Source organism: Nocardia sp. NPDC004260, assembly GCF_053603155.1.
The window spans coordinates 1-23,786 of sequence record NZ_JBSGEZ010000094.1; the positions used below are offsets into that span (position 1 = coordinate 1).

23 protein-coding genes, 4 tRNA genes and 1 pseudogene are annotated in these 23,786 nt (G+C 66.2%); 26 read left to right on the forward strand and 2 right to left on the reverse strand.

The features are described 5' to 3' along the window. Positions 1-427 precede the first annotated feature (427 nt). A complete protein-coding gene (gene htpX, locus ACWEO7_RS33920) occupies positions 428-1,309 on the forward strand; it encodes a zinc metalloprotease HtpX (protein WP_450023314.1) in 882 nt (293 codons plus the stop codon). Between the two features lie 11 nt (positions 1,310-1,320). On the opposite strand, the gene ACWEO7_RS33925 is transcribed toward htpX, so the two are convergent. Together ACWEO7_RS33925 and ACWEO7_RS33930 are read right to left on the reverse strand one after the other, a co-directional pair. Then, positions 1,321-1,785 carry a MarR family winged helix-turn-helix transcriptional regulator gene (locus ACWEO7_RS33925; RefSeq protein WP_450023316.1) on the reverse strand — a complete coding sequence of 155 codons (465 nt, stop codon included), beginning with the start codon at positions 1,783-1,785 and terminating at the stop codon, positions 1,321-1,323. A 69-nt stretch (positions 1,786-1,854) separates the two neighbouring features. Continuing rightward, complete coding sequence (locus tag ACWEO7_RS33930) at positions 1,855-2,346, reverse strand: YajQ family cyclic di-GMP-binding protein (protein WP_450023318.1); 492 nt, start codon at positions 2,344-2,346, stop codon at positions 1,855-1,857. Between the two features lie 174 nt (positions 2,347-2,520). Here ACWEO7_RS33930 and ACWEO7_RS33935 point away from each other — a divergent pair. The 25 genes and pseudogenes from ACWEO7_RS33935 to ACWEO7_RS34055 form a co-directional block, all read left to right on the forward strand. Beyond that, a tRNA-Tyr gene (locus tag ACWEO7_RS33935) sits at positions 2,521-2,603 on the forward strand. 481 nt (positions 2,604-3,084) lie between these two features. Then, positions 3,085-3,157: transfer RNA gene (locus ACWEO7_RS33940), tRNA-Thr, on the forward strand. Positions 3,158-3,234: 77 nt separating this feature from the next. Next, a tRNA-Met gene (locus ACWEO7_RS33945) sits at positions 3,235-3,310 on the forward strand. A 41-nt stretch (positions 3,311-3,351) separates the two neighbouring features. Next, positions 3,352-3,522, forward strand: a complete 171-nt coding sequence (gene rpmG / locus ACWEO7_RS33950; RefSeq protein ID WP_011211653.1) for a 50S ribosomal protein L33 — start codon at positions 3,352-3,354, stop codon at positions 3,520-3,522. A gap of 181 nt (positions 3,523-3,703) precedes the next feature. Beyond that, a complete protein-coding gene (locus ACWEO7_RS33955; protein WP_355072146.1) occupies positions 3,704-4,768 on the forward strand; it encodes a fused (3R)-hydroxyacyl-ACP dehydratase subunits HadA/HadB in 1,065 nt (354 codons plus the stop codon). 222 nt (positions 4,769-4,990) lie between these two features. After that, positions 4,991-5,063: transfer RNA gene (locus tag ACWEO7_RS33960), tRNA-Trp, on the forward strand. Between the two features lie 108 nt (positions 5,064-5,171). Beyond that, positions 5,172-5,570: a preprotein translocase subunit SecE gene (gene secE, locus ACWEO7_RS33965; protein ID WP_452429356.1), complete on the forward strand. Its 399-nt coding sequence runs from the start codon at positions 5,172-5,174 to the stop codon at positions 5,568-5,570. 90 nt (positions 5,571-5,660) lie between these two features. Further along, complete coding sequence (nusG, locus tag ACWEO7_RS33970; RefSeq protein WP_450023322.1) at positions 5,661-6,476, forward strand: transcription termination/antitermination protein NusG; 816 nt, start codon at positions 5,661-5,663, stop codon at positions 6,474-6,476. A gap of 97 nt (positions 6,477-6,573) precedes the next feature. Further along, positions 6,574-7,008 carry a 50S ribosomal protein L11 gene (gene rplK, locus ACWEO7_RS33975; RefSeq protein ID WP_043733097.1) on the forward strand — a complete coding sequence of 145 codons (435 nt, stop codon included), beginning with the start codon at positions 6,574-6,576 and terminating at the stop codon, positions 7,006-7,008. Positions 7,009-7,083: 75 nt separating this feature from the next. Further along, positions 7,084-7,797 (forward strand): 50S ribosomal protein L1, encoded by a 714-nt coding sequence (gene rplA / locus ACWEO7_RS33980; RefSeq protein ID WP_067810457.1) that lies wholly within the window; start codon positions 7,084-7,086, stop codon positions 7,795-7,797. A gap of 96 nt (positions 7,798-7,893) precedes the next feature. Continuing rightward, positions 7,894-8,433 carry an NADPH-dependent FMN reductase gene (locus ACWEO7_RS33985; RefSeq protein WP_452429357.1) on the forward strand — a complete coding sequence of 180 codons (540 nt, stop codon included), beginning with the start codon at positions 7,894-7,896 and terminating at the stop codon, positions 8,431-8,433. Positions 8,434-8,867: 434 nt separating this feature from the next. Next, on the forward strand, positions 8,868-9,407 hold the full coding sequence (gene rplJ / locus ACWEO7_RS33990; RefSeq protein ID WP_355072042.1) for a 50S ribosomal protein L10: 540 nt from the start codon (positions 8,868-8,870) through the stop codon (positions 9,405-9,407). A 56-nt stretch (positions 9,408-9,463) separates the two neighbouring features. Then, entirely contained in the window at positions 9,464-9,844 is a 381-nt protein-coding gene (gene rplL, locus ACWEO7_RS33995) for a 50S ribosomal protein L7/L12 (protein ID WP_040696004.1), read from the forward strand. Between the two features lie 236 nt (positions 9,845-10,080). Next, complete coding sequence (locus ACWEO7_RS34000) at positions 10,081-11,157, forward strand: ABC transporter ATP-binding protein (protein WP_355072045.1); 1,077 nt, start codon at positions 10,081-10,083, stop codon at positions 11,155-11,157. A gap of 11 nt (positions 11,158-11,168) precedes the next feature. Continuing rightward, positions 11,169-11,963, forward strand: a complete 795-nt coding sequence (locus ACWEO7_RS34005; protein WP_355072047.1) for an MlaE family ABC transporter permease — start codon at positions 11,169-11,171, stop codon at positions 11,961-11,963. A 3-nt stretch (positions 11,964-11,966) separates the two neighbouring features. Further along, on the forward strand, positions 11,967-12,830 hold the full coding sequence (locus ACWEO7_RS34010) for an MlaE family ABC transporter permease (RefSeq protein WP_355072049.1): 864 nt from the start codon (positions 11,967-11,969) through the stop codon (positions 12,828-12,830). Beyond that, positions 12,827-14,176: an MCE family protein gene (locus tag ACWEO7_RS34015; RefSeq protein ID WP_452429359.1), complete on the forward strand. Its 1,350-nt coding sequence runs from the start codon at positions 12,827-12,829 to the stop codon at positions 14,174-14,176. Before ACWEO7_RS34010 ends, ACWEO7_RS34015 begins: the two co-directional genes overlap by 4 nt. Then, positions 14,173-15,249 carry an MCE family protein gene (locus ACWEO7_RS34020; RefSeq protein ID WP_450023332.1) on the forward strand — a complete coding sequence of 359 codons (1,077 nt, stop codon included), beginning with the start codon at positions 14,173-14,175 and terminating at the stop codon, positions 15,247-15,249. Before ACWEO7_RS34015 ends, ACWEO7_RS34020 begins: the two co-directional genes overlap by 4 nt. Beyond that, complete coding sequence (locus tag ACWEO7_RS34025; RefSeq protein ID WP_452429361.1) at positions 15,249-16,259, forward strand: MCE family protein; 1,011 nt, start codon at positions 15,249-15,251, stop codon at positions 16,257-16,259. The genes ACWEO7_RS34020 and ACWEO7_RS34025 overlap by 1 nt, the downstream gene beginning before the upstream one ends. 37 nt (positions 16,260-16,296) lie before the next feature. Continuing rightward, complete coding sequence (locus tag ACWEO7_RS34030) at positions 16,297-17,529, forward strand: MCE family protein (protein ID WP_452429370.1); 1,233 nt, start codon at positions 16,297-16,299, stop codon at positions 17,527-17,529. Continuing rightward, positions 17,526-18,764 carry an MCE family protein gene (locus ACWEO7_RS34035; protein ID WP_452429363.1) on the forward strand — a complete coding sequence of 413 codons (1,239 nt, stop codon included), beginning with the start codon at positions 17,526-17,528 and terminating at the stop codon, positions 18,762-18,764. Before ACWEO7_RS34030 ends, ACWEO7_RS34035 begins: the two co-directional genes overlap by 4 nt. Then, positions 18,761-20,002 carry an MCE family protein gene (locus tag ACWEO7_RS34040; protein WP_452429365.1) on the forward strand — a complete coding sequence of 414 codons (1,242 nt, stop codon included), beginning with the start codon at positions 18,761-18,763 and terminating at the stop codon, positions 20,000-20,002. The genes ACWEO7_RS34035 and ACWEO7_RS34040 overlap by 4 nt, the downstream gene beginning before the upstream one ends. Positions 20,003-20,105: 103 nt before the next feature. Then, positions 20,106-20,846, forward strand: a complete 741-nt coding sequence (locus tag ACWEO7_RS34045) for a hypothetical protein (RefSeq protein ID WP_452429367.1) — start codon at positions 20,106-20,108, stop codon at positions 20,844-20,846. A 10-nt stretch (positions 20,847-20,856) separates the two neighbouring features. Beyond that, positions 20,857-21,588 carry a hypothetical protein gene (locus ACWEO7_RS34050; RefSeq protein ID WP_452429368.1) on the forward strand — a complete coding sequence of 244 codons (732 nt, stop codon included), beginning with the start codon at positions 20,857-20,859 and terminating at the stop codon, positions 21,586-21,588. Positions 21,589-21,996: 408 nt separating this feature from the next. After that, positions 21,997-23,786, forward strand: a pseudogene (locus ACWEO7_RS34055) (DNA-directed RNA polymerase subunit beta); the annotation flags it as partial.

Sequence of the window (23,786 nt, forward strand, 5' to 3'; positions counted from 1 at the left end):
GCCGCTTGCTCCTTTGTCGCGTACGCGGCGGCCACGCAAACGCGAGCCGGGCCGCGAACGGCGCATGCTCGGTCTCGCTTCGCTCGAAAGACGTGGTTGCGGTGCGCTGGGCGCGATGGGATGGGAGTCCCGAGGATCAGCGCACGCCTCAGGTAGCTGAGGTCAGGCAGGTGCGGGTTGTTCCTTGCCTCGATGCACGCCATGGTGTGCGGTGGCGCCACCCCCGCTCACAGAACGGCTTCGCCGCGGCGGCTGGTGGGAGCGACAGTGGTCCGCCGCTCATGAGCCGGGGCACATGTCGGCGAGGATTGATTTCCGCTGGCTGATTTCAGCTGGGCGCGGATTCATCGGAACTTTGCCTGGAGCTTCTATCGTTTATCTGCTGTAAGGCGACTCGGTGAACGGGGGAGCGCGGCAAGGGAGACGTATGCACGGGCACGGGTTTGCGAACGGGCTGAAGACCTTCGGGCTGATGGTGGGCCTGTCGGCCCTGATCGTGTTCATCGGCGCGCTGTTCCGCAACCCGACGATCCTCGTCGTCGCGATCCTGCTCGCGGTGGGCATGAACGCCTACGCGTACTTCAACAGCGACAAGATCGCGTTGCGGGCCATGCACGCGCAGCCGGTCAGCGAGCTGGAGGCGCCGGTCATGTACCGGATCGTGCGCGAGCTGGCCACCATCGCGCGCCAGCCGATGCCGCGGCTGTACATCAGCCCCACGAACGCGCCCAACGCGTTCGCCACCGGACGCAATCCGCGCCATGCCGCGGTGTGCTGCACCAGCGGCATCCTGCAACTTCTCGACGAGCGGGAATTGCGGGCCGTGCTGGGCCACGAACTGTCGCACGTCTACAACCGCGACATCCTCATCTCCTCGATCGCGGGTGCGCTCGCCGCCGTCATCTCGGGCCTGGCCAACCTGGCCGTCTACGCGTCCATGTTCGGCGGCAACCGCAACGGCGAGGGCCCGAACGTGCTGGCGGTGCTGCTGGTGTCACTGCTCGGCCCGATCGCGGCCACGCTGATCAAACTGGCCGTCTCCCGCTCGCGCGAATTCCAGGCCGACCAATCCGGCGCCGAACTGACCGGCGACCCGCTGGCCCTCGCCTCCGCACTGCGGAAGATCGAACGTGGCGTTCACGCCGCCCCGCTTCCGCCCGAACCGCGGCTGGCGTCGCAGTCGCATCTGATGATCGCCAACCCGTTCCGTCCGGGTGAGCGGGTCGCCCGCTGGTTCGCCACGCACCCGCCGATGAACGAGCGCATCGCCCGGCTGGAGGAGATGGCGGGCGGTCCCCGCCGGTACTGAGCCCGGCGGTCTCAGTCGTCGGCGGCCAGCTGGTCTTCGTAGGCGCGGAACGTATCGACGAACAACTTCCGCTGCTCCGCCGTGAGCGGCTCGAGCACCGTACGCCAGGCGCGAGCGCTGCGCCCCAGCCATTTGTGCACGGATCGCTCGTGCGCCGATGCGATGGCGACAATGGTGCGCCTGCGGTCGTCCGGGTCGGTGCCGCGTTCGAGCACACCCTGCTTGCTGAGTTCGCCGACCATGAGACTCACCGTCGTCGGCGCCACCTCCAGCCGGGCGGCCAGGTCCGTCACCGTGGTCGGGCCGTCGAACACCAGGTTGGCCAGCAACGACAGGTGCCGCGGCGCCAGCGAGAAGGATTCCAGCTCCGGGGGAACGCCCAACTTCTTGGCCCGTCCGACCACGCGCGGCATGAGCAGCAACAACGTGCGGATGCCCTCGTCCACGCCGAGTCCGGCCCGCTCCTCGGTCGCCATGCAGTCCCCTCCAGCACCCTCGTGGACACGCTGAACGCGACCGACCCGGCCGCGCTGCGGACCCGGAGCTCAGCGGTAGTTGACGAACTGCAGCGCGATCCCGAAATCATCGCCCTTCAGCAGGGCGATGACGGCCTGCAGATCGTCGCGTTTCTTGCTGCTCACGCGCAGCTCGTCGCCCTGGATCTGCGCCTTCACGCCCTTGGGGCCCTCGTCCCTGATCTTCTTGGAGATCTTCTTCGCGTGCTCGGAGTCGATGCCCTGCACCAGCGAACCGGTGATCTTGTAGACCTTGCCGGAGGAGACCGGCTCACCCGCGTCGAACGCCTTCAGCGAGATGTCGCGGCGGATCAGCTTCTCCTTGAACACCTCCAGCGCGGCCTTGACGCGCTCCTCCGCCTCCGCGGTGAGGACGATCTTGTCCTCGCCGGACCATTCGATCGACGCGCCGGTGCCGCGGAAGTCGTAGCGGGTGTTGAGCTCCTTCTCCGCCTGATGCAGGGCGTTGTCGACCTCCTGCCGGTCGACCTTGCTCACAACATCGAAAGACGAATCAGCCACGCTGCGCTCCTGTTCTGATGGTCCGACGGGTGCGTTGAACCGGACGCTTCCAGCCCCCGTCAGTTCTACCCGGAGACCCGAGGGTAGTCGCGTCGCACGGCCGATAGCCAGCCGGTTTGCATTCAGGGTGCGGGTTCGATGTATTCTGCTCAGCGCGCGAAACAATGCGCGAACGGCAGGTTGCCCGAGCGGCCAATGGGAGCAGACTGTAAATCTGTCGGTGAAAGCCTACGTAGGTTCGAATCCTACACCTGCCACCGTCGTTCGCTGAGTGAGCCCTGTACGCGAAAAGCGCGTACAGGGCTCACTTTGTATGTCTTGTGGGGGTGCAACCCCCACGCCCCGCCCGGCGGGGCTTCGCCCCCCGGACCCCCCTTCCAGTGGTTGCGTTGGTCACACGCGTTTCGTTTGATTCTCGGATTGCCGCATTGGCGTCGGTCACGGGTGCCCGTGTGTGCCGATCGGCCGATCTCATACGCCGGTGCATTTCGAGGCCGCGCACTCCGAGGTCTGCGTGAACCCGACAGCCCTGCGAGGTCGGTTTGTGCGCTCAACGCGGTCGCGAGCGGCGTCGGCGTGGGTGCGAGCCCTGGCGACGCGTGGAATTCCGTGTCCCCGCGGGTGAAAAATACGTCCCTGACCACACGGTTTGGTAGTGGGAGCGGTGAGTGTGTAACCTCGTTCAAGACTTCACCGCGCTGAGGTCGAATGCTCGAGGCTCGGTGCGGAAGTAGTCATGCCCCCTTAGCTCAGTCGGCAGAGCGTTTCCATGGTAAGGAAAAGGTCAACGGTTCGATTCCGTTAGGGGGCTCGCCGGATTGCCGGTGGTGACCGACTCGGCATCGCTCCCGATAGTGCGGGCTCGGCACCATGGCAATGCGACGCCGTGGCGGTGTAGCTCAGTCGGTAGAGCAAACGACTCATAATCGTTGTGTCGCCGGTTCAAGTCCGGCCATCGCTACCACAACCGATCAAGCCCATCAGGTACCGGAAAGAAGGCATATCGTGGCCGCGAAGTCCACCGATGTCCGGCCAAAGATCACCTTGGCCTGCGAGCAGTGCAAGCACCGCAACTACATCACCAAGAAGAACCGGCGCAACGATCCGGACCGCCTGGAGCTGAAGAAGTTCTGCCCGAACTGCGGCACGCACCGGGCGCACCGCGAATCCCGCTAGTCATCCACGCGTGAACTACCGCGTGGTGTAGCGCCGGGAGTCGCTCCCGGTATCTCGGGCCGTGGCACCGCGAGGGCCGGACAATTGTCCGGCCCTGACGCATTTCACGGTGTGGGTGCGGTGGTGAGCGCTCCACAGACTCCGGTTGACGGGGTCAGATAGGTACAGTCCTCCCGTGACAATCAACACCGGTACAGACGAAGCGGTCCAGACGAGCGAGGCGCTCGACCCCGCGGCGAACGCCGCGGCGATGGTCGGTCACCACTACCGCGTCGACGACTACTACGAGGTCGGCCGCGAGAAGGTGCGTGAATACGCCCGCGCCGTGCAGGACTACCACCCGGTGCACTGGGACGAGGACGCGGCGCAGGAGTACGGGTACGACAACCTGCTCGCGCCGGTTACCTTCATCTCCCTGGTCGGAATTCTCGCCCAGCGCAAATTGTTCGAAGAGGTCGTCACCGGCTACGACCTCAGCCAGATCATGCAGACCGACCAGATCCTCGAGTTCCATCGCCCGATCAAGGTCGGCGACCAGCTCACCTGCGATGTCCACCTGCACTCGTTCCGGCAGGCCTTCGGCGGCGACATCATCGTGACCAAAAACATCGTCACCGCGCAGAACGACGAACTGGTGCTCACCACTTACACCACCCTGGTCGGCCGCAGCGGCGGCGATATCGACCCGAACCTCAACGCCGCCGTCCGGAACGTGCTCATGCACGGCATCGGCGAGGACGCGCCGGGTCATCGTCCGCGCTCGCTCGCGGTGACCCAGGCGCCCGCGCCGGTCGTACCGCCCGTGGACGGTGTGCGCACCAAGCACGCCATCGGGTTCGAGGACGTCTCGGTGGGTGACGAGCTGCCCGCCCGCGTCGTCCGGCTCACCCGCGGCGATCTGGTGAACTACGCGGGCGTCTCCGGTGACGCCAACCCGATCCACTGGAGCGACGAGGTCGTGAAGCTGGTCGGCCTGGAGAACGTGGTCGCGCACGGCATGCTGACCATGGGCCTCGGTGGCGGTTTCGTCACCTCGTGGCTGGGCGACCCGGGCGCGATCAAGGAGTACAACGTCCGCTTCACCAGCCCGGTCTACGTCGGGTCCGACGAGGCCGCCGAAGTCGAGTACACCGGTAAGGTGAAGTCGGTCGATCCGGAGACCAAGACCGCGGTCGTGGCCATCGTCGCGAAGGCGGCGGGGAAGAAGATCTTCGGCCGCGCCACCGCGACGGTGCAGCTGGCCTGACCAGGGACAGCGACCCGGATTGGCTAATGGCGCGGACGGTAACGTACACTCAGGTTTCTGGGGTCGCCAGCCGCTGCGCGCTGCTCTGAGGGGCTGGTTCCAGGCGATCCGCGAGGATTCGCCGACGGGGCCGGCAACTGCCGGAGTGGCGCGCGTGTTGTGTGACACCAGGGCACAACTGAATATCGAACAGTGGTTGGACAGCCAGCACCGTCCGACCAAAGGGGCGTAGCTCAACTGGCAGAGCAGCGGTCTCCAAAACCGCAGGTTGCAGGTTCAAGTCCTGTCGCCCCTGCCCTGGATGCCAGCGACGAGAGAGGATCGACGTGAGCGAGCGTAGCGAGCGAGCCATTGGCACAGCGCGCATCGCGCACGACGGCACCGAGCTCAGCGAGGAGAAGGCATGAGCGACGAGCGGGACACTCGCCGCGGCGCACATGCCGCCGACGAAGGCGACGACACCGCCGCAGCGACACGGCCGAGCGGAAAGCGGTCCGCGCGGCGGACCCGTACCGGGTCCTCGGGGGTCGACACGGGCGCTATCGCCACGCTCGACCGTCCGTCGCGGAAGGCAACCAAGGCGACCGATCGGGCCGAACGCAAGAAGTCGGGTAATCCGTTCAAGCGTTTGCTCAAGTTCCTGCGTGAGGTCATCGCGGAACTGCGCAAGGTGATCTGGCCCAACCGGAAGCAGATGGTCACCTATACGAGCGTTGTTCTGGTGTTCGTGATTTTCATGGTCGCGTTCATCAGCGGGTTGGATCTGGCGTTCATCAAGGGTGTCAACTGGCTGTTCGGCTAGCTGAACGACGCCGACGCCGGTAGCCGATCCCGGGCGGAGACGGGTGGAGTGATTTCGCCGCGCGCCCGGCCCGGCACGCAGAGGATGTACGTGACGACACAGGAAGCGAGTGCCCCAGTGAGCACCCCGGAGAACGACACACACGACAAGTTCCCGGCCGACGACACGGTGGCCGAGCCCACCGACTCCGTCGAGGAGTTCGCGACCGACGAGCCCGCGGTCGAGGAATCGGAGCCCGCTGAGCCCGCCCCTGCCGCCGCCGTCGATGCCGAGCCCGCCGACCCGGTCGCCGAGATGAAGGCGGCGCTGCGGCGCGCTCCCGGCGAGTGGTACGTCATCCACTCCTACGCCGGTTACGAGAACAAGGTGAAGGCCAACCTCGAGACCCGCGTGCAGAACCTGGACCTGGAGGACTACATCTTCCAGGTGGAGGTGCCCACCGAAGAGGTCACCGAGATCAAGAACGGGCAGCGCAAGCACGTCAACCGCAAGGTGCTGCCCGGTTACATCCTGGTCCGCATGGAGCTGAACGACGAGTCGTGGGGCGCGGTGCGCAACACCCCCGGCGTCACGGGTTTCGTCGGCGCCACTTCGCGCCCGTCGCCGCTGTCCATCGATGACGTGGTGAAGTTCCTCGTTCCGGCCGCGCAGCAGCAGAAGAAGCCCGCCGCGGCAGCCGCTGCGGCGACTCCCGAGACCGCGGGCGGCGAGATCGCGCCGAAGCCGGTCATCGAGGTCGACTTCGAGGTCGGCGAGTCGGTGACCGTCATGGACGGCCCGTTCGCGACGCTGCCCGCCAGCATCTCCGAGGTGAACGCCGAGCAGCAGAAGCTGAAGGTGCTCGTGTCGATCTTCGGCCGCGAGACCCCGGTCGAGCTGGCGTTCACCCAGGTCGCGAAGATCTAGACCAGCTCTGTCGGCGGCCGGGTGAATCCGGCCCCGGGCGAGGATCGCAACACCAGACTTGCAAAGAGCAAGGGACACCAACACCTAGGAAAGAAAGATGCCCCCCAAGAAGAAGAAGCTCGCCGGGATCATCAAGCTTCAGATCCAGGCCGGCCAGGCGAACCCGGCCCCTCCGGTCGGCCCCGCGCTCGGTCAGCACGGCGTCAACATCATGGAGTTCTGCAAGGCGTACAACGCCGCGACCGAGTCGCAGCGTGGCAACGTCATCCCGGTCGAGATCTCGGTGTACGAGGACCGGTCGTTCGACTTCAAGCTGAAGACCCCGCCCGCCGCCAAGCTGCTGCTCAAGGCTGCCGGCGTGCAGAAGGGCTCGGCGGAGCCGCACCGCAACAAGGTCGCCAAGGTGACCATGGACCAGGTGCGCGAGATCGCCAAGACCAAGCAGGAAGATCTGAACGCCAACGACCTCGAGCAGGCGGCCAAGATCATCGCGGGTACCGCGCGTTCGATGGGCATCACCGTCGAAGGCTGAGCGGAACCGCTCCCCGGTGGGAGGGCCGGCCAGGCCCGATAACCACGTCTGAACTACCAACAAGGACAGAGAATCATGGCAAAACGAAGCAAGGCGTACCTCGCCGCGGCCGAGAAGGTCGATCGCACCAAGCTCTACTCCCCGCTGGCCGCCGCGCGCCTGGCGAAGGAGACCGCCACCACCAAGACCGACGCGACCGTCGAGGTCGCCGTGCGTCTCGGTGTGGATCCCCGCAAGGCGGACCAGATGGTCCGCGGCACGGTCAACCTGCCGCACGGCACCGGTAAGACCGCCCGCGTCATCGTGTTCGCCGCGGGCGAGAAGGCCGCCGAGGCCGAGGCCGCGGGCGCCGATGCCGTCGGCGCCGAGGACCTGATCGAGCGGATCCAGGGCGGCTGGCTGGACTTCGACGCCGCGATCGCCACCCCGGACCAGATGGCCAAGGTCGGCCGGATCGCGCGTGTCCTCGGCCCGCGCGGCCTGATGCCGAACCCGAAGACGGGCACGGTCACCACCGACGTGACCAAGGCCGTCAACGACATCAAGGGCGGCAAGATCAACTTCCGTGTCGACAAGCAGGCCAACCTGCACTTCGTCATCGGCAAGGCGTCCTTCGACGACAGCAAGCTGGTGGAGAACTACGGCGCCGCGCTGGACGAGATCCTGCGGGCCAAGCCGTCGACCGCCAAGGGCCGCTACGTCAAGAAGGTGACGGTCTCGACGAACACCGGACCGGGCATCCCGGTGGACCCGAACCGCACCCGCAACCTCCTGGAAGAGGACGCGTAAGCAGCAGCGAGCCGCGGCAACGGCGGGAACGCATTGTGCGTTCCCGCCGTTGCGCGTTCGAGGACTAATCCGCCCGGCGGCGTGGTTGGGGTGGATGTGACCGTCGTTCTGTTGATCTCCGGCAGCACTCGCGCCGCCTCCACCAATTCCGCCGCATTGCGGACCGTCTCGGTGATCGCCCCGGACGGTGTCGAAACCGTCTGGTACGACGGGCTCGCGGACCTGCCCGCTTTCGCTCCGGACGACGACGGCGCCGCTCATCCCGCGGTAGTCGCGCTCCGCGAACAACTTTCGCGCGCCGACGCCGTGCTGTTCTCCACGCCCGAATACGCGGGCACTTTGCCGGGCAGTTTGAAGAACCTGCTGGACTGGACGGTCGGCGGCGGTGATCTCTACGGCAAGCCGGTCGCTTGGATCACGGTCGCGCCGGTAGGTCGCGGTGACGGTGCGACCGCGACACTGCGCAGCGTGCTGGGTTACGTCGGAGCCGACATCGATCCGGATGCCTGCCGACGACTCCCCGTGCCGCGCGAGGGCGTCGGCCCGGACGGACTGGTCGCCGACCCGGAATTCCGGTCCGGCGCCACGGCCGTGTTGCGCGGTCTCGCGCGGCATGCCGCGACCGCGGCGTCGTGAGAAACACCACTCGCTGACGCGGACCGCGGCATCGCATTCCAGGCGGCGCACGGGTGTGCGCCGCGGAAAAGTGAGTCGCGGCACAACGATTCGACGGCCGAGTGGTTGCGATCAGACGTATGCGGGGGCCCGTTTTGGCAGATGGGAACCCATGCAGGTACATTGGAAGTCAGTTATCGACGAGTTCGATCGCTACCCAATCCGTTCTACCGAAGACCGTTGGTCGCCGATCCCGCATGGGTTCGGTCGAAGGTCCGGCGACATTGCCGGCGGCCCACGCAGGGAGAGCCGAGGCTGGGAATTGATCCGGATACACACCGGATCGGTTTTCTGTTGCGCCCCGGAACGCTCTGCGTTCGGGGCGTTTGTTTTGTCGCCGGCCCCTGATCGGTAGTTCGCGTATACGAACCGACCAATCAGAGAGGAGGCGAAGTATGGCAAAACCCGAGAAGGTCACCGCGGTCGAGGAGATCGCGGAGCAGTTCAAGAGCTCGACGGCCACCGTCGTCACGGAATACCGTGGCCTGTCGGTCGGCAAGCTCACCGAGCTGCGGCGCGCGCTCGGCGCCGACGCCACGTACTCCGTCGCCAAGAACACCCTGGTCAAGCGTGCCGCCGCCGAGGCGGGCGTGGAAGGTCTCGACGAACTGTTCGTCGGGCCGACCGCGATCACCTTCATCACGGGTGAGCCGGTCAACGCGGCCAAGGCCCTGAAGACCTTCGCGAAGGACAACAAGGCGCTCATCATCAAGGGCGGCTACATGGACGGCGCTCCGTTGTCCGTGTCCGAGGTCGAGCGGATCGCCGACCTGGAAACCCGCGAGGTGCTGCTGGCCAAGCTGGCGGGCGCGCTCAAGGGCAACCTCACCAAGGCCGCCGGTCTGTTCAACGCTCCCGCCTCGCAGGTGGCCCGCCTGGCCGCCGCGCTGCAGGAGAAGAAGCAGGCCGAAGAAGGCGCACCGGCCGCCGAGTAAGACCCGTGCGGCACGACTCGCACACATAGACATCAACTACCGAAAGGAACACAACAATGGCCAACGTTGACGAACTGCTCGAGACCTTCGGCAACATGACCCTGCTCGAGCTGTCGGACTTCGTGAAGAAGTTCGAGGAGAAGTTCGAGGTCACCGCGGCTGCTCCGGTCGCCGTCGCCGCCGTCGGCGGTGCCGCCGCTCCGGCCGAGGCCGCCGAGGAGCAGGACGAGTTCGACGTCATCCTCGAGGGTGCGGGCGACAAGAAGATCCAGGTCATCAAGGTGGTCCGCGAGATCGTCTCCGGCCTGGGCCTGAAGGAAGCCAAGGACCTGGTCGAGAGCGCTCCGAAGCCGATCCTGGAGAAGGTCGCCAAGGATGCCGCCGAGGCCGCCAAGGCGAAGCTGGAAGAGGCCGGCGCCAAGGTCTCGGTCAAGTAATTCACGACCGAACACGCCGAACGGGCGGTCCCCTTTGGGGATCGCCCGTTCGCGTTTTTGGCAATCCCGCCGCTATCGCCGATACCGAAAGGATTGCGGAGTTACTACGCAGTCAGGTTGGGGTGTGCCCGATCTGTCCCATGAGTTACAGTGACCGAACCCACACGTGACGGACCGCGATGACCGAGCGCGCGGTTCGCCGGTGGGCAGCTCGCTGAGAATTCGTGGAGGTTGGCGTGGGCGTCGAGGTCAGGACCGAGAGTGTGACCAAGTCTTTCGGTTCCCAGCGCATTTGGCAGGACGTGTCGTTGACGTTGCCTTCGGGTGAGGTCAGTGCGTTGCTGGGGCCGTCGGGTACCGGTAAGTCGGTGTTCTTGAAGTCGCTGATCGGTCTGCTGCGCCCGGAACGTGGTTCGATCTTCATCGATGGCACGGATATCACGACGTGTTCGAACAAAGAGCTGTACGAGATCCGGAAGTTGTTCGGCGTGTTGTTCCAGGACGGTGCGTTGTTCGGGTCGATGAACCTGTTCGACAACGTGGCGTTCCCGTTGCGGGAGCATACGAAGAAGAGCGAATCCGAGATCAAGAAGATCGTGATGGAGAAGCTGGAGTTGACCGGTCTGCTCGGGGCCGAGGGCAAGCTTCCCGGTGAAATCTCCGGTGGTATGCGTAAGCGTGCGGGGTTGGCGCGGGCGTTGGTGTTGGATCCGCAGATCATTCTGGTCGATGAGCCGGACTCGGGTCTGGATCCGGTGCGTACCTCGTATCTGTCGCAGTTGTTGATCGATATCAACGCGCAGATCGACGCGACGATTCTGATCGTGACCCACAACATCAACCTGGCGCGGACGGTGCCGGACAACATCGGGATGTTGTTCCGTCGTCAGTTGGTGATGTTCGGTCCGCGGGAGGTGTTGCTGACCTCGGAGGAGCCGGTGGTCAAGCAGTTCCTCAACGGGCGGATGATCGGGCCGATCGGTATGTCGGAGGAGAAGGACGAGGCGCAGATGGCGCGGGAGCAGGCGTTGGTGGACGCCGGGCATCACCACGGTGGCGCGGAGGAGGTCGAGGGGATCATTCCGCAGATGCGCGCGACTCCGGGGATGCCGGTGCGTCAGGCGGTGTTGCGGCGTAAGGAACGGGTGCGCGAGATCATGCACACGCTGCCGCATGCCGCGCAGGTCGCGATCCGTGAATCACTTGACGACAACGACGATACGCAGGTGATGGCATACAACAGCGGCGACCTGGCTAATTATCAAGGCGGTGCTTTCGACACCACCGTGCGACACAACACAACTAACGGGTAACATCTGCGATCGTGAATTCGACCCTGGCGCGATTGCGAACTCCCCTGGAGTCGGGGTTTGCCCAGGCCGGCAACATCTTTGCGCTGCTCCTGGACGTTTTGCGAAAGACATTCCGCCGCCCCTTCGAGTGGCGGGAGTTCATCGAGCAGTCGTGGTTCATCGCGAGTGTCTCGATCCTGCCCAGCGCGCTGGTCGCGATTCCGTTCGGCGCGGTCGTGGCATTGCAGACCGGCTCGTTGATCAAGCAGCTCGGCGCGGAATCCTTCACCGGCGCGACCAGTGTGCTGGCAACCGTCCAGCAGGCAGCTCCCGTCGTGACGGCGCTGATCATCGCGGGCGCGGCCGGGTCGGCGGTGGCCGCCGATCTCGGCTCGCGGACCATCCGTGAGGAGATCGACGCGATGGAGGTGCTCGGCATCGATCCGGTGCGAAAGCTGGTGGTGCCGCGCGTACTCGGCATGATGCTGGTCGCGCTGCTGCTCAACGGACTGGTGTCGGTTGTCGGCATCGCGGGCGGGTACTTCTTCAACGTCCTGCTGCAGGGCGGCACTCCCGGCGCCTACCTGGCGTCGTTCTCCGCCCTCGCTCAGCTGCCGGACCTGTGGATCGGTGAGATCAAGGCGGCGGTATTCGGTCTACTCGCCGGCGTCATCGCCGCGTACAAAGGGCTGCATCCCAAGGGGGGCCCGAAAGGAGTCGGTGACGCGGTGAACCAATCCGTGGTGATCACGTTCATGGTGCTGTTCTTCGTGAACCTCATCCTGACCATGGTGTACCTACAGGTCGTCCCCGCCAAGGGTGCCTGACAGATGGCCACCTCGTACCGAACCCCGGTCGCCAAGTCCATGCGCCGGGTGGGTGAAGTCGCTCGTATGCCGCTCAACGTCATCGATCGCGCTGGCGAGCAGATGTCGTTCTACTCGCGGGCCATCGCGTGGATCCCGCGGACCGCGGTGCACTACCGCAAGGAGGTCATGCGGCTGCTCGCCGAGGTCACCTTCGGCACCGGCGCGCTGGCGGTGATCGGCGGCACCATCGGCGTCATCGTGTTCATGTCCGGCTCCGTCGGCGTCGTCGTCGGCCTGCAGGGCTTCAAGGCCCTCGACGCGCTCGGTAGCTCGGTGCTCACCGGCTTCCTCACCGCCTACATCAACACCCGTGAGATCGCGCCACTGGTCGCCGCGCTCGCGCTGTCGGCGACGGTCGGTTGCGGTTTCACCGCGCAGCTGGGCGCCATGCGGATCTCCGAGGAGATCGACGCGCTCGAAGTGATGGCGGTACCCAGCGTGCCGTTCCTGGTGACCAGCCGGGTGATCGCCGGGTTCCTCGCGGTGATCCCGCTCTACATCGTCGGGTTGCTCGGCACGTTCATCGCGTCGCGGACGATCAGCATCTGGTTCAACGGGCAGTCCAGCGGATCCTACGACCATTACTTCAGTTTGTTCCTGCCACCGGAGGACGTGCTCTATTCGTTCCTCAAAGTGCTGGTCTTCGCGTTCGTGATCATCATGGTGCACTGCTACTACGGGTTCCACGCCACCGGCGGCCCCGCGGGCGTCGGCGTCGCGGTCGGCCGCGCGGTCCGCGCCGCGATCGTCCTGGTGAACGTGCTCGACTTCTTCCTCAGCCTCGCGATCTGGGGCACCACCACTACGGTGCGGGTGGCCGGATGAGCCGCACCCAAACCTGGCGCTCCACCGCGAAGCTGCGTACTCGGGCGCTGGGGATCGCGTTCTTCGTCGTGGTCGCGTTGTTCCTCTGGACCACCATCGCGATCTACAACAAGCAATTCGTGAAGACGGTGGACGTCGATCTGATCACCGACAGCGTGGGCAACGCGCTGACGCGCAACGCGGACGTGAAGGTACGTGGCATCACCGTCGGCGAGGTGCGCTCGAGCAGTTCCGAAGGCGGCGAGGTGACCTTGAACCTGGCCATCAATCCGGACAAGGCACAGCAGATTCCCGTCAACGCGACCGCGCGCCTGCTTCCCAAGACGCTGTTCGGCGAGCGCTACGTGGACCTGGTGATCCCGGAGCAGCCGAGCCCCCAGCATCTGACCGACGGCGTGACGCTGCACCAGGACGTCAGCGGCAACGCCATCGAGTTGAGCAAATTGCTCGACGATGTGCTGCCCCTGCTCCAGGCCATCCCGCCGCAGGATCTCGCGGCCACGTTGGGCGCGCTGTCCCAGGCGCTGTCCGGGCAGGGCACCGCGCTCGGCCAGACCTTGGACAAGCTCGACGACATCTTCCGCCAGGTCAACGTGGTGCTTCCGGACCTGCGGGCGGACCTGCGCAGTTTCGCCGAGGTGGCGGCCACCTACTCCGACGCGGCGCCGCAGCTGATCCAGGCCCTGGACAACCTGCGCACCACCAACGCCACGATCGTGCAGCGGCGCACCGACATCGACGCCCTGTACGCGACGCTGACGCCGACCTCGGCCACCACCACCGAGTTCCTGCTCGCCAACCGCGACAACATCGTCGACGTGGCGGCCGACTCCCGTCCCGCGCTGGAGCAGCTGGCCTACTACTCGCCGAACTACGCTTGCGCGCTGGCGAACTTCGCGCAGCTGAAGCCGCGTATCGACCGGATCTTCGGCAAGGGCACCGACAACCCGGGGTCCCGAGTGACCATCGAGCTGACCAACACCCGCGGCAAGTACCTGCCCAACCAGGACGAACCGCGCTGGCTGGACACCAGGGGGCCGTGGTGCATCCCCGAGATGCCGTTGGGCGTCGATCCCGGCCAGTACACCGGCGGCCCGAACAACGACGGCTCCTACGCTGTCCCGAGTCGCAACCCGGGTGACCAGCAGACCAGTCATCTGGAGCCGCCGCAGTTCGGCGTCCACCCGGCGAGCAAGATGCCGACGATCGCCGGTTCCCCCATGGAGCGGCAGTCGCTCGGCGCGATCTACGGCGCGGCCAACGGTGTCGCCCCGGATCAGGTGCCGGGCTGGGTGACCAGGGTCGGCGCGCCCGCGTTCCGCGGAAGCGAGGTGAGCGTGCGATGAAGCAGCAACTGCGCGGCCTGGGCGGGCCGTTGACCAAGCTGGTCGTTTTCGTCGTGGTGACCTTGTTCGTGACCACCGTGCTCGCGTTGTCGATCGCCAACTACAGCGGCGGTGGCACGCATTTCAAGGCCAGGTTCACCGACGTCACCTCGCTCAATCCCGGTGACGAGGTCCGCATCGCCGGCGTGCGGGTCGGCAAGGTCACCGCTGTCTCGATCGTCGACAAGCGCCTGGCCGAGGTGAAATTCGACCTCACCGACCGGGACTGGCTGCCCGCGTCGACCACCGCGACGATCAAGTACCGCAACCTGGTCGGCCAGCGCTACATCGCGCTGGAGCAGGGGACCGGGGAGCAGGGACGGAAGCTGAACAAGGGCAGCACCATCCCGTTGGAGCACACCAGGCCCGCGCTGAACCTGACCACGCTGTTCAACGGCTTCCGGCCGCTGTTCCGTACGCTGACCGCCGACGACGTGAACAAGCTCTCCTTCGAGATCATCCAGGTCTTCCAGGGTGAGCAGGGCACGATCCACGATCTGGTCGCGACCACGGCGAACCTGACCAACAAGATCGCCGACAAGGACGCCGTGATCGGTGAGCTGACCCGCAATTTGACCGCCGTGCTCGACACCGTCAATCAGCGTGACGACCAGTTCGATCAGTTGATTGTGAACACCGAAGCGTTGATCAGCGGCCTCAACGCCAATCGCGACACGATCGGCCGTTCGGTGACCTCGCTGGCCAACCTGACCTCGGCGACCTCCGACCTGCTCGTCCCGGTGCGTCCGACCCTGCAAGGGTCGATCGCGGGTCTGAGCCAGTTGACCGGCACGCTCGACGACCGCCAGGACGAGGTGAACGAAGCGCTGACCAACCTGCCGCTCAAGATGGAGAAGCTCGGGCGCGCCGCGAGTTACGGCTCCTGGTTCCAGTTCTATCTGTGCGGCATCGACATCGTCGTCGGGCCGGGCGCCGTCGACGCGCCGCAGCTCAACCTGCCCGCAGGACTGCCGACGATCAACCAGCCGCTGTACACCAACGCCGCGCCGCGCTGCCACGGGAAGGCTCGCTGATGGATGATCGCATTCTGCTCGGCAAGCGCAGCCCGGCGTTCCTGGGCGCGCTCGGCCTCGCCGTCGTGCTGTTGGTGACGGTGTCGGCGTTCTTCCTGGATCAGCTGCCGATCATCGGCGCGGGGACCAAGTACACCGCGGAATTCCGTGAGGCGGCGGGCCTGAAGAAGGGCAACGAGGTCCGGGTGGCCGGCGTCAAGGTCGGCTCGGTGTCCGACGTCCGGCTCGACGGTGACCGGGTGCTCGTGGACTTCCGCACCAAGGACACCTGGATCGGCAACGACACCACCGCGTCCATTCAGATCAAGACGCTGCTCGGCCAGAAGTACCTCGCACTCGATCCGCGAGGCTCGAAGCCGGCCGATCCCAGTTCCCGGATCCCGCTCTCGCGCACGGTCTCCCCGTACGACGTGGTGGACGCGTTCACCGACGCCGCGCGCACCATCGATCAGATCGACACCACCCAGCTGGCCAAGAGCATGCAGGTGCTGTCGGATGCCTTCGAGACGACGCCGCCGGAGATCCGCGGCTCCATCGACGGCGTCGCCCGGCTGTCGGAGACGCTGGCCAAGCGCGATCAGGAGTTGAAGAAGCTGTTCGCCGCGACCAGGCAGACCACGCAGATACTCGCCGACCGCAACGCCCAGTTCGAGCGGCTGCTCGCCAACGGCGGCCAGTTGCTCGCCGAACTGAACATCCGCCAGCAGTCCATCAGGCAGTTGCTGTCGGGCGCCAAGACGGTCTCCGCGGAGCTGAGCGCGCTCGTGCACGACAACGAGGAGCAGATCGGGCCCGCGCTGAGGAATCTGCGCGCCGCCATCGACCTGCTCAACGACAACCAGCAGAACGTCTCGAAGACGCTGGAACTCGCGGCGCCGTTCTACAGCCTCTACGCCAGCGTGCTCGGCACCGGGCGCTGGTTCGACGCGGTGATCGTCAACGTGGTGCCGCCCGCACTGCCCGAAATCCCCGGCTACCGTCAGCCGATCCGCACCTTGGGAGGTAACTGACGTGGCGGACAACTGGCGTAGCGATCCGGTCGGCGCGGTGCGCGGCTCCAGCCGCGGCGCAAAGGTCGGCATCGCGCTGGTCGTCGTGCTCGCCGTGCTGGTGGCGGTGGTGCTGTGGTGGCTGTTCGACCGGCTGACCACAACCAAGATCACCGCCTACTTCGATCGCTCGGTCGGCATCTACGAAGGCTCGGACGTGCGCATTCTCGGCGTGCCGGTCGGCTCGGTCGCTTCGGTGGAGCCGCAGGGCGATCAGGTCAAGATCGTGATGAGCGTGGATCGCAAGTACGACGTACCCGCGGACGCGCGAGCCGCGCAGATCACGCCGTCCATCGTGTCGGATCGCTACATCCAGCTCACCCCGGCCTACACCGGCGGCCCGAAGATGGCGCGCAACGCGACCATTCCGCGCGAGCGCACGGCCACGCCGGTGGAAGTCGACCAGCTGTACAAGAGCATCACCGAACTCTCCGACGCGCTGGGGCCCAACGGCGCCAACGCGAAGGGAGCGGTGAACGAGCTGGTGCGCACCGGCGCGGCGAACCTGTCGGGCAACGGCGAGGCGCTGGCCAACAGCCTCACCCAGCTGTCCAGGGCGGCCCGATACCTGTCGGACGCCCGCGGCGACATCTTCGACACGGTCAAGAACCTGCAGGCCTTCATCACCATGCTGGCCCAGAACGACCAGCAGGTCCGGCAGTTCAACGCCCAGCTGGCCGACCTGTCGACCTTCCTCGCCGACGAGCGGCAGAATCTCGGAGCGGCACTGAATCTGCTGTCGATCGCGCTGGGTGACGTCGCCCGCTTCATCGACGACAACCGGGGTCTGATCGCGAGCAACGCCGACAAACTGATCCAGCTCACCAAGACGCTGTCGGATCAGCGCAACGACGTGGCCGCCCTGCTGCCGGTCCTGCCGCTGGCGTTGAGCAACCTGATCAACGTGCACAACGCCGAGTCGGGCACCCTCGACATGCGCGCGAACTTCCCCGAACTGCAGGACCCGTTCGGCGTGGTGTGCAAGATGCTCGACCTGTCCAAGCTGATGCCCGGCGATCCCAAGTTCGAGGCGCTCGGTAGGCAGATGCGGCCGATCCTCGACCACTGCAAGGAGATCACCGACCAGATCACCTCCGGGGTGCAGACCCCGACGCTGAACCTGCCGTTCGGCATCCTCAGCGGCGAGAACCAGCAGCGCGATCCGGTGCCGGGCACCGTGCCGGGCACGCCGTCGGACCGGCTTCCGCCGTCGCAGGGAGGGGCGCGATGAGCACTCGAATCCATTCGCTCGCACGCGGTTTCGGCGCGGCACTGGCGCTCGGCCTGACCGGTGCGCTGATCACATCGTGCGCCTCCGACGGCATCTACAGCGTGCCCCTGCCCGGCGGCGCCGACGTGGGCGAGCATCCGATGCACATCGACATCCAGTTCGACGATGTCCTCGACCTCGTGCCGCAGTCGGCGGTCAAGGTCGAGGGCGTGCCGGTCGGCCGGGTCGAGAAGATCAGTATCGGCAAGGACCAGTGGACCGCCACGGTGCGCACGGTGGTCAACTCGTCGGTGAACCTGCCCGCGAACGCGCGGGCCGAGGTCCGGCAATCGAACCTGCTCGGCGAGAAGTTCATCGAGCTGTCCAAGCCCGCCGCCGAGCCGGAGTCCACCCGGCTGGCCGACGGCTCGGTCATCCCGGTCGACCGCACCCGGCACGCCACCGAGGTGGAGCAAGTGCTCGGCGCGCTGTCGCTGCTGCTCAACGGCGGTGGCGTCGCGCAGTTGCAGCCGATCGTCACCGAGTTGAACAAGACCCTGGGCGGCCGCGAGGACCGGGTGCGCTCGTTGATCGAGCAGGCGAACACGCTGATCGACGGCCTGAACCAGCAGGTGGACGACATCACCCGTGCGCTGGACGGCCTCGACGTGCTCAGCAGCCGGGTGAGCAACCAGACCGATCAGATCGGCAAGATCCTCGACCAGCTGCCCAAGGGCATCAGGATCCTGGAAGAGCAGCGCCCGCAACTGGTCGCCCTGCTCGCGCAGCTGGACCGGCTCGGCGAGGCAGGCTTCGACGTGCTGAACACCTCGAAGGACGACCTGATCCGCGACCTGACCTCGCTGCGGCCCACGCTGCAGGAACTGGGCCGGTCGGCGCCGGATCTGGTCACCGCGGTTCCGTTGATCCCGACCTACCCGTTCCCCGATTCGGCGCTGGAGAGCACCTTCGGCGGCAGCGTGAACACGTGGTTGTCGGTCGACCAGCAGATCGGCGTCACGCTCAGCAACCTGGGTGTGGGCAAACCCGATCCGGTGTACATCCCGCCGGTCGGTCCGCCCGTGCCGGTGAACCCGACCAACCCGTACTACAACGGCAACGGTCCGCGTCCGGGCTGGCCCACGGTGTCGATCCTGCCGCTGCCGCCGCTGATGGCGCAGCCGCCCGCGCCCGGCGTGCCCGGTCCGGTCGGGGCGATTCTCGAGCAACTCGGCGTAGGGAGTGGTCCGCGATGACACGTCTGGTGCGGTGGCAGCTCATCGCGTTCGTGGTCATCGCGGTGCTCGGCGTCGTGTACGTCGGCGGCAAGTACATCCGGCTCGATCACATGTTCGGGCTCAATCAGTACACGGTGAAGCTGCGCGCGGCGCAGACCGGCGGCATCTACAAAGGCGCCGAGGTGACCTACCGCGGCGTCCCGGTCGGCCGGGTCGGCGAGCTGGAACTCACCGGTGAGGGCGTGGTGATGAACCTCGTCATCGACTCGAGTGCGCCGAAGATCCCGGCGTCGGCGAAAGCCGTGGTGGCCAATCGGTCCGCGATCGGTGAGCAGTACGTGGATCTGCAGCCCGATTCGGACGCGGGCCCGTTCCTGCGGGACAACTCGGTGATCACCTCGGCGACCCTGCCGGTGTCGGTCGAGCAACTGGTGTCCAGCGTGGACACCTTCGCCAGCTCGGTGGACCTGACAGCGCTCAACACGACTGTGCGCGAACTGGGCAAGGCGTTCGACGGCAAGGGCGACGATCTGCAAGTGCTGATCGACTCGCTGAACAAATTCACCGAGACCTTCCATCAGACGCTGCCGCAGACCATTCAGCTGGTCCGCGACGGCAGGGTCGCCCTCGGCACGCAGGCCGAGCAGTCCGCGCAAATCCGCGAGTTCAGCGACGGCCTGGACAAGCTCACCGCCCAGTTGCGCTCCAGCGACCCCGACGTGCGCAGGCTCATCGGCACCGGAACCGACGCGGGCGAGCAGATCGGCGCGCTGCTCGAGCAGAGCGGCGGCTCGCTCACCCAGGACTTGTCCAACCTGCGGCTGTTGTTGCAGGCGGTCTCACCGAAGTTCTACGCGATCAAGCCGTTGCTGCAAATGCTCCCGCAGCTGTCGGTCGGCGGTTCCTCGACCGCGCCCGGCGACGGGACCAGTCACTTCGGCCTGGTGCTCGAGACCAACAATCCGCCCGCCTGTACGGTGGGCTACGAGGGCACGCATCGGATTCTCGAACAGATGAAGGCGCAGAACCCGAACTTCGACGACACGCGCGACGAGTTCCCGTTCAACAAGGACGCCAAATGTCTTGTGCCGTTCGGTAATCCGACCGCCGTCCGGGGTGGCGAGCGAGCCGAGCTCGCCGATCCGGCCATCGTCCAGCCCTGGGACTCCAACCCCAAAACCGATCCGGAAAAGCTGAACCTGACTCCGGTGGCCGTGCAGTTGTCGACCCTGCTGGGGGTCACGCCAAAGCGGTGACCAGGAGCAATGACGTTAGGGTGTCTCGCGTGAGTGACTGGAGCGAGCGAACCACGGGCATGCCGTGGAGCGCGACCGAGCCGACCGACGGCGAGGCGCTGTCGTGACCGCCGATCTGACCAAGCGGTCCGATGCGGCGGCGCCGGACGCGCCGGACACCGTGACGGCAGCGGCGGAAACGCCCACCGCGCAATCCGACGCCGGTGATCGGAAGGTCACCGACCGGGCAGGCGCCGAGTCCGCTCACCTCGGCGGTGCGTCCGTGCTCAGCCGGGTGGTCCTCGTCTGCTCGGCCGTGCTGCTGGTCATCGCTTTGGCCGGCGCCGCATGGTTCGGCGCGGGCTGGGTACGGGCCGCGTTCACCGACGGCCCGCGCGCCGAGGCCAGGGACACCGCCCTGGACGCCGCGCGCCAAGCCGCGCTCAACATGACCTCGATGAACCTGGACGACGTGCCCGGCTCGCTGGCGCTGGCCCGGTCCTCGATGACCGGAGCGCTGCTGGACTCGGCCACGAAGAACAAGGACCAGGCGGAGCAGATGGCGCGGCAGAGTGGGGTCGGGATGACCTCGAAGGTGCTCGGCTCCGCGCTCACCTCGCTCAACAGCGAGGAGGACAAGGCGTCGGCGCTGGTCGTGCTGCAGGTCACCGAGAAGGGCAAGGACAAGCCGCCCGCCGACTACCGCTACACCTGGACCGTGGACCTGGCCAAGGACGGCGAGGTCTGGAAGGCCGAGCAGATCTCCTCGCTCAGCCAGCCGGTGTTGCTGAGCGGCGGGCCCGCCGCTCAGCCGACCGCGCCCGCGGCCGACCAGCCGCCCGCCGCGCCGAAGCCGGGATCGTAGGAGGACACCCATGACGTCTCGCCGACCGGTCAACCGGGTCACCTCCAAGCGCAGGCCCGGCGCGGAACCGCCCCGTACCGCGTCCCCGCGCACCGAACAACGGCCCGCACAGGCCCGCAAACCGCGTGTGGCGGGCATTTCCCGGTCCACCGCGGAATCGGATAACCCCCGCGCCGAACAGAGCCCTGCGAGTGCCTCGCGATGGCGTGAGATCATCTCGCGCGGCAAGGACCGCCCGCGTCGCACGACGGGACGGCCGCGCTGGGGCGTCAGCGCTGCCCTGCTGATCGCCGCGCTCCTCCTGGGCGGTTTCGCGTGGCTCGCCGCGCAACAGCCCGGCGTGGACACGTCGAATCAGGCCTACGTGGACAACGAGGCCACCCAAGAGGTGCGCGCGGCCGCCGACAACGCGCTGCGGACCGTCTACGCCTATGACGTGAAGAAGATCGACGGCTATCGGGACACCGCGAAGCAGGTGCTCACCGGGAAGATGCTCGCCGATCTGGACAAGTACGCCGACACCACTATTTCGGCGGTCAAGCAGGCGCAGACCAGTGCCGACGCGAAAGCCGATCCGATTGCTGTGACATTGCTCACCGACGATCGCGCCGAGCTGATCGTCAATCTGGTGGTGAGCGCCACCAAGGACGGCGTGGCGCAGCAGAGCGTCTCGGGCCCCGTGGTCCTGCATATGCAGAAGGTGGGCGGTCGCTGGCTGGCCAGCGACATCGTGGACCAGTAACGGCTACCACATCGGCCGGGATGACGCAGCGCGGCAGGCGATCTCGCCGGCGCCCCGGCCGGGCCTGCCACTTGACGAGTTTCGCCCGAACCGTCACGCTATTCACAACAGCGGCAGCTGTCACAGTGGCTTCCAGTGCACCGTGGGTCAGGACGCAGCCAGCGGATTCGGCCCGGCGCGGCAGCCATGCGGACGATCACACGGGTGGTACTTTGACACCCCCGTGTACTTGGGTGTAGGTTTGGACGTTGCGCTGGCTGCCTCCTGTCCATACCTCGATTTGCACACGTAAGTTCACCCTTCCGGTGTTACTTCCGTTGTTGCCTGTTCGAGTTTCGTTCGGGTAGTAACCAGCGGAATTCGTAGCAGACAAGCGACGGTCGCGGACCACCACGCGACGCGCATGAGGTGCTGGAAGGACGCATCTTGGCAGTCTCCACCCAGACCAAGGCAGTTGCCGGAATCCCCGGAGCCCCGTTGCGGGTGTCTTTCGCGAAGATCCGTGAACCCTTGGAGGTGCCCGGGCTTCTCGATCTACAAACGGAATCGTTCGCTTGGCTGATCGGTTCGCCGGATTGGCGTGAACGCGCGGCGGCTCGCGGCGACGTCGGCCTAGTCGGTGGCCTCGAGGAGGTACTCGAGGAGCTTTCTCCGATCGAGGACTTCTCCGGCTCCATGTCCCTGTCCTTCTCCGATCCGCGCTTCGAAGAGGTCAAGGCCTCGATCGATGAGTGCAAGGACAAGGACATGACGTACGCGGCTCCGTTGTTCGTGACGGCGGAGTTCATCAACAACAACACCGGTGAGATCAAGAGCCAGACGGTCTTCATGGGTGATTTCCCGATGATGACCGATAAGGGCACGTTCATCATCAACGGCACCGAGCGGGTCGTGGTGTCGCAGCTGGTGCGTTCGCCGGGTGTCTATTTCGACCACAGTGTCGACAAGGGCACGGAGAAGGACTTGCACAGTGTGCGGGTCATCCCGAGCCGTGGCGCGTGGCTGGAGTTCGACGTGGACAAGCGCGACACCGTGGGTGTGCGCATCGACCGCAAGCGCCGCCAGCCGGTCACCGTGCTGCTCAAGGCGCTGGGGTGGACCACCGAGGAGATCGTCGAGCGCTTCGGCTTCTCCGAGATCATGATGTCGACCCTGGAGAAGGACAACACCGCCGGTCAGGACGAGGCGCTGCTGGACATCTACCGCAAGCTGCGTCCGGGCGAGCCGCCGACGAAGGAGTCCGCGCAGACCCTGTTGGAGAACCTGTTCTTCAAGGAGAAGCGCTACGACTTGGCGCGCGTGGGCCGGTACAAGATCAACAAGAAGCTCGGCATCCACCTGGGCGAGCAGGTCGTCGGTTCGGTCTTGACGAAGGAAGACATCGTCAACACCATCGAGTACCTCGTGCGCCTGCACGCGGGTGACAAGACCATGACCGCCCCCGGTGGCGTCGAGGTCCCGGTGGAAGTGGACGACATCGACCACTTCGGCAACCGCCGCCTGCGCACTGTCGGCGAGCTGATCCAGAACCAGATCCGGGTCGGCCTCTCCCGTATGGAGCGCGTGGTCCGCGAGCGGATGACCACCCAGGACGTCGAGGCGATCACGCCGCAGACCCTGATCAACATCCGTCCGGTCGTCGCCGCGATCAAGGAGTTCTTCGGAACGTCCCAGCTGTCGCAGTTCATGGACCAGAACAACCCGCTGTCGGGTCTGACCCACAAGCGTCGTCTCTCGGCGCTGGGCCCGGGTGGTCTGTCCCGTGAGCGCGCCGGTCTGGAAGTCCGTGACGTCCACCCGTCGCACTACGGCCGCATGTGCCCGATCGAGACCCCGGAAGGCCCGAACATCGGCCTGATCGGCTCGCTGTCGGTGTACGCGCGGGTCAACCCGTTCGGCTTCATCGAGACCCCGTACCGCAGGGTCGTCGACGGCCGGGTCACCGACGAGGTGGTCTACCTGACCGCCGACGAAGAGGACCGCCACGTGCGTGCCCAGGCGAACTCGCCGGTGGGCGCGGACGGCCGCTTCCTCGAGGATCGGGTCCTGTGCCGCCGCGGCAACGAGGAGAACGAGCTCGTCGCCGCCAGCGAGGTCGACTTCATGGACGTCTCGCCGCGCCAGATGGTGTCGGTCGCGACGGCGATGATCCCGTTCCTCGAGCACGACGACGCCAACCGCGCTCTGATGGGTGCGAA

What these genes read in the sequence shown, in the direction of transcription:
- htpX (WP_450023314.1), top strand. Translation starts at nt 428, where the DNA reads ATGCACGGGCACGGGTTTGCGAACGGGCTGAAGACCTTCGGGCTGATG.
- ACWEO7_RS33925 (WP_450023316.1), bottom strand. Translation starts at nt 1,785, where the DNA reads ATGGCGACCGAGGAGCGGGCCGGACTCGGCGTGGACGAGGGCATCCGC.
- secE (WP_452429356.1), top strand. Translation starts at nt 5,172, where the DNA reads ATGAGCGACGAGCGGGACACTCGCCGCGGCGCACATGCCGCCGACGAA.
- rplK (WP_043733097.1), top strand. Translation starts at nt 6,574, where the DNA reads ATGCCCCCCAAGAAGAAGAAGCTCGCCGGGATCATCAAGCTTCAGATC.
- rplA (WP_067810457.1), top strand. Translation starts at nt 7,084, where the DNA reads ATGGCAAAACGAAGCAAGGCGTACCTCGCCGCGGCCGAGAAGGTCGAT.
- rplJ (WP_355072042.1), top strand. Translation starts at nt 8,868, where the DNA reads ATGGCAAAACCCGAGAAGGTCACCGCGGTCGAGGAGATCGCGGAGCAG.
- rplL (WP_040696004.1), top strand. Translation starts at nt 9,464, where the DNA reads ATGGCCAACGTTGACGAACTGCTCGAGACCTTCGGCAACATGACCCTG.
- ACWEO7_RS34010 (WP_355072049.1), top strand. Translation starts at nt 11,967, where the DNA reads ATGGCCACCTCGTACCGAACCCCGGTCGCCAAGTCCATGCGCCGGGTG.
- ACWEO7_RS34015 (WP_452429359.1), top strand. Translation starts at nt 12,827, where the DNA reads ATGAGCCGCACCCAAACCTGGCGCTCCACCGCGAAGCTGCGTACTCGG.
- ACWEO7_RS34020 (WP_450023332.1), top strand. Translation starts at nt 14,173, where the DNA reads ATGAAGCAGCAACTGCGCGGCCTGGGCGGGCCGTTGACCAAGCTGGTC.
- ACWEO7_RS34025 (WP_452429361.1), top strand. Translation starts at nt 15,249, where the DNA reads ATGGATGATCGCATTCTGCTCGGCAAGCGCAGCCCGGCGTTCCTGGGC.
- ACWEO7_RS34035 (WP_452429363.1), top strand. Translation starts at nt 17,526, where the DNA reads ATGAGCACTCGAATCCATTCGCTCGCACGCGGTTTCGGCGCGGCACTG.
- ACWEO7_RS34040 (WP_452429365.1), top strand. Translation starts at nt 18,761, where the DNA reads ATGACACGTCTGGTGCGGTGGCAGCTCATCGCGTTCGTGGTCATCGCG.
- ACWEO7_RS34050 (WP_452429368.1), top strand. Translation starts at nt 20,857, where the DNA reads ATGACGTCTCGCCGACCGGTCAACCGGGTCACCTCCAAGCGCAGGCCC.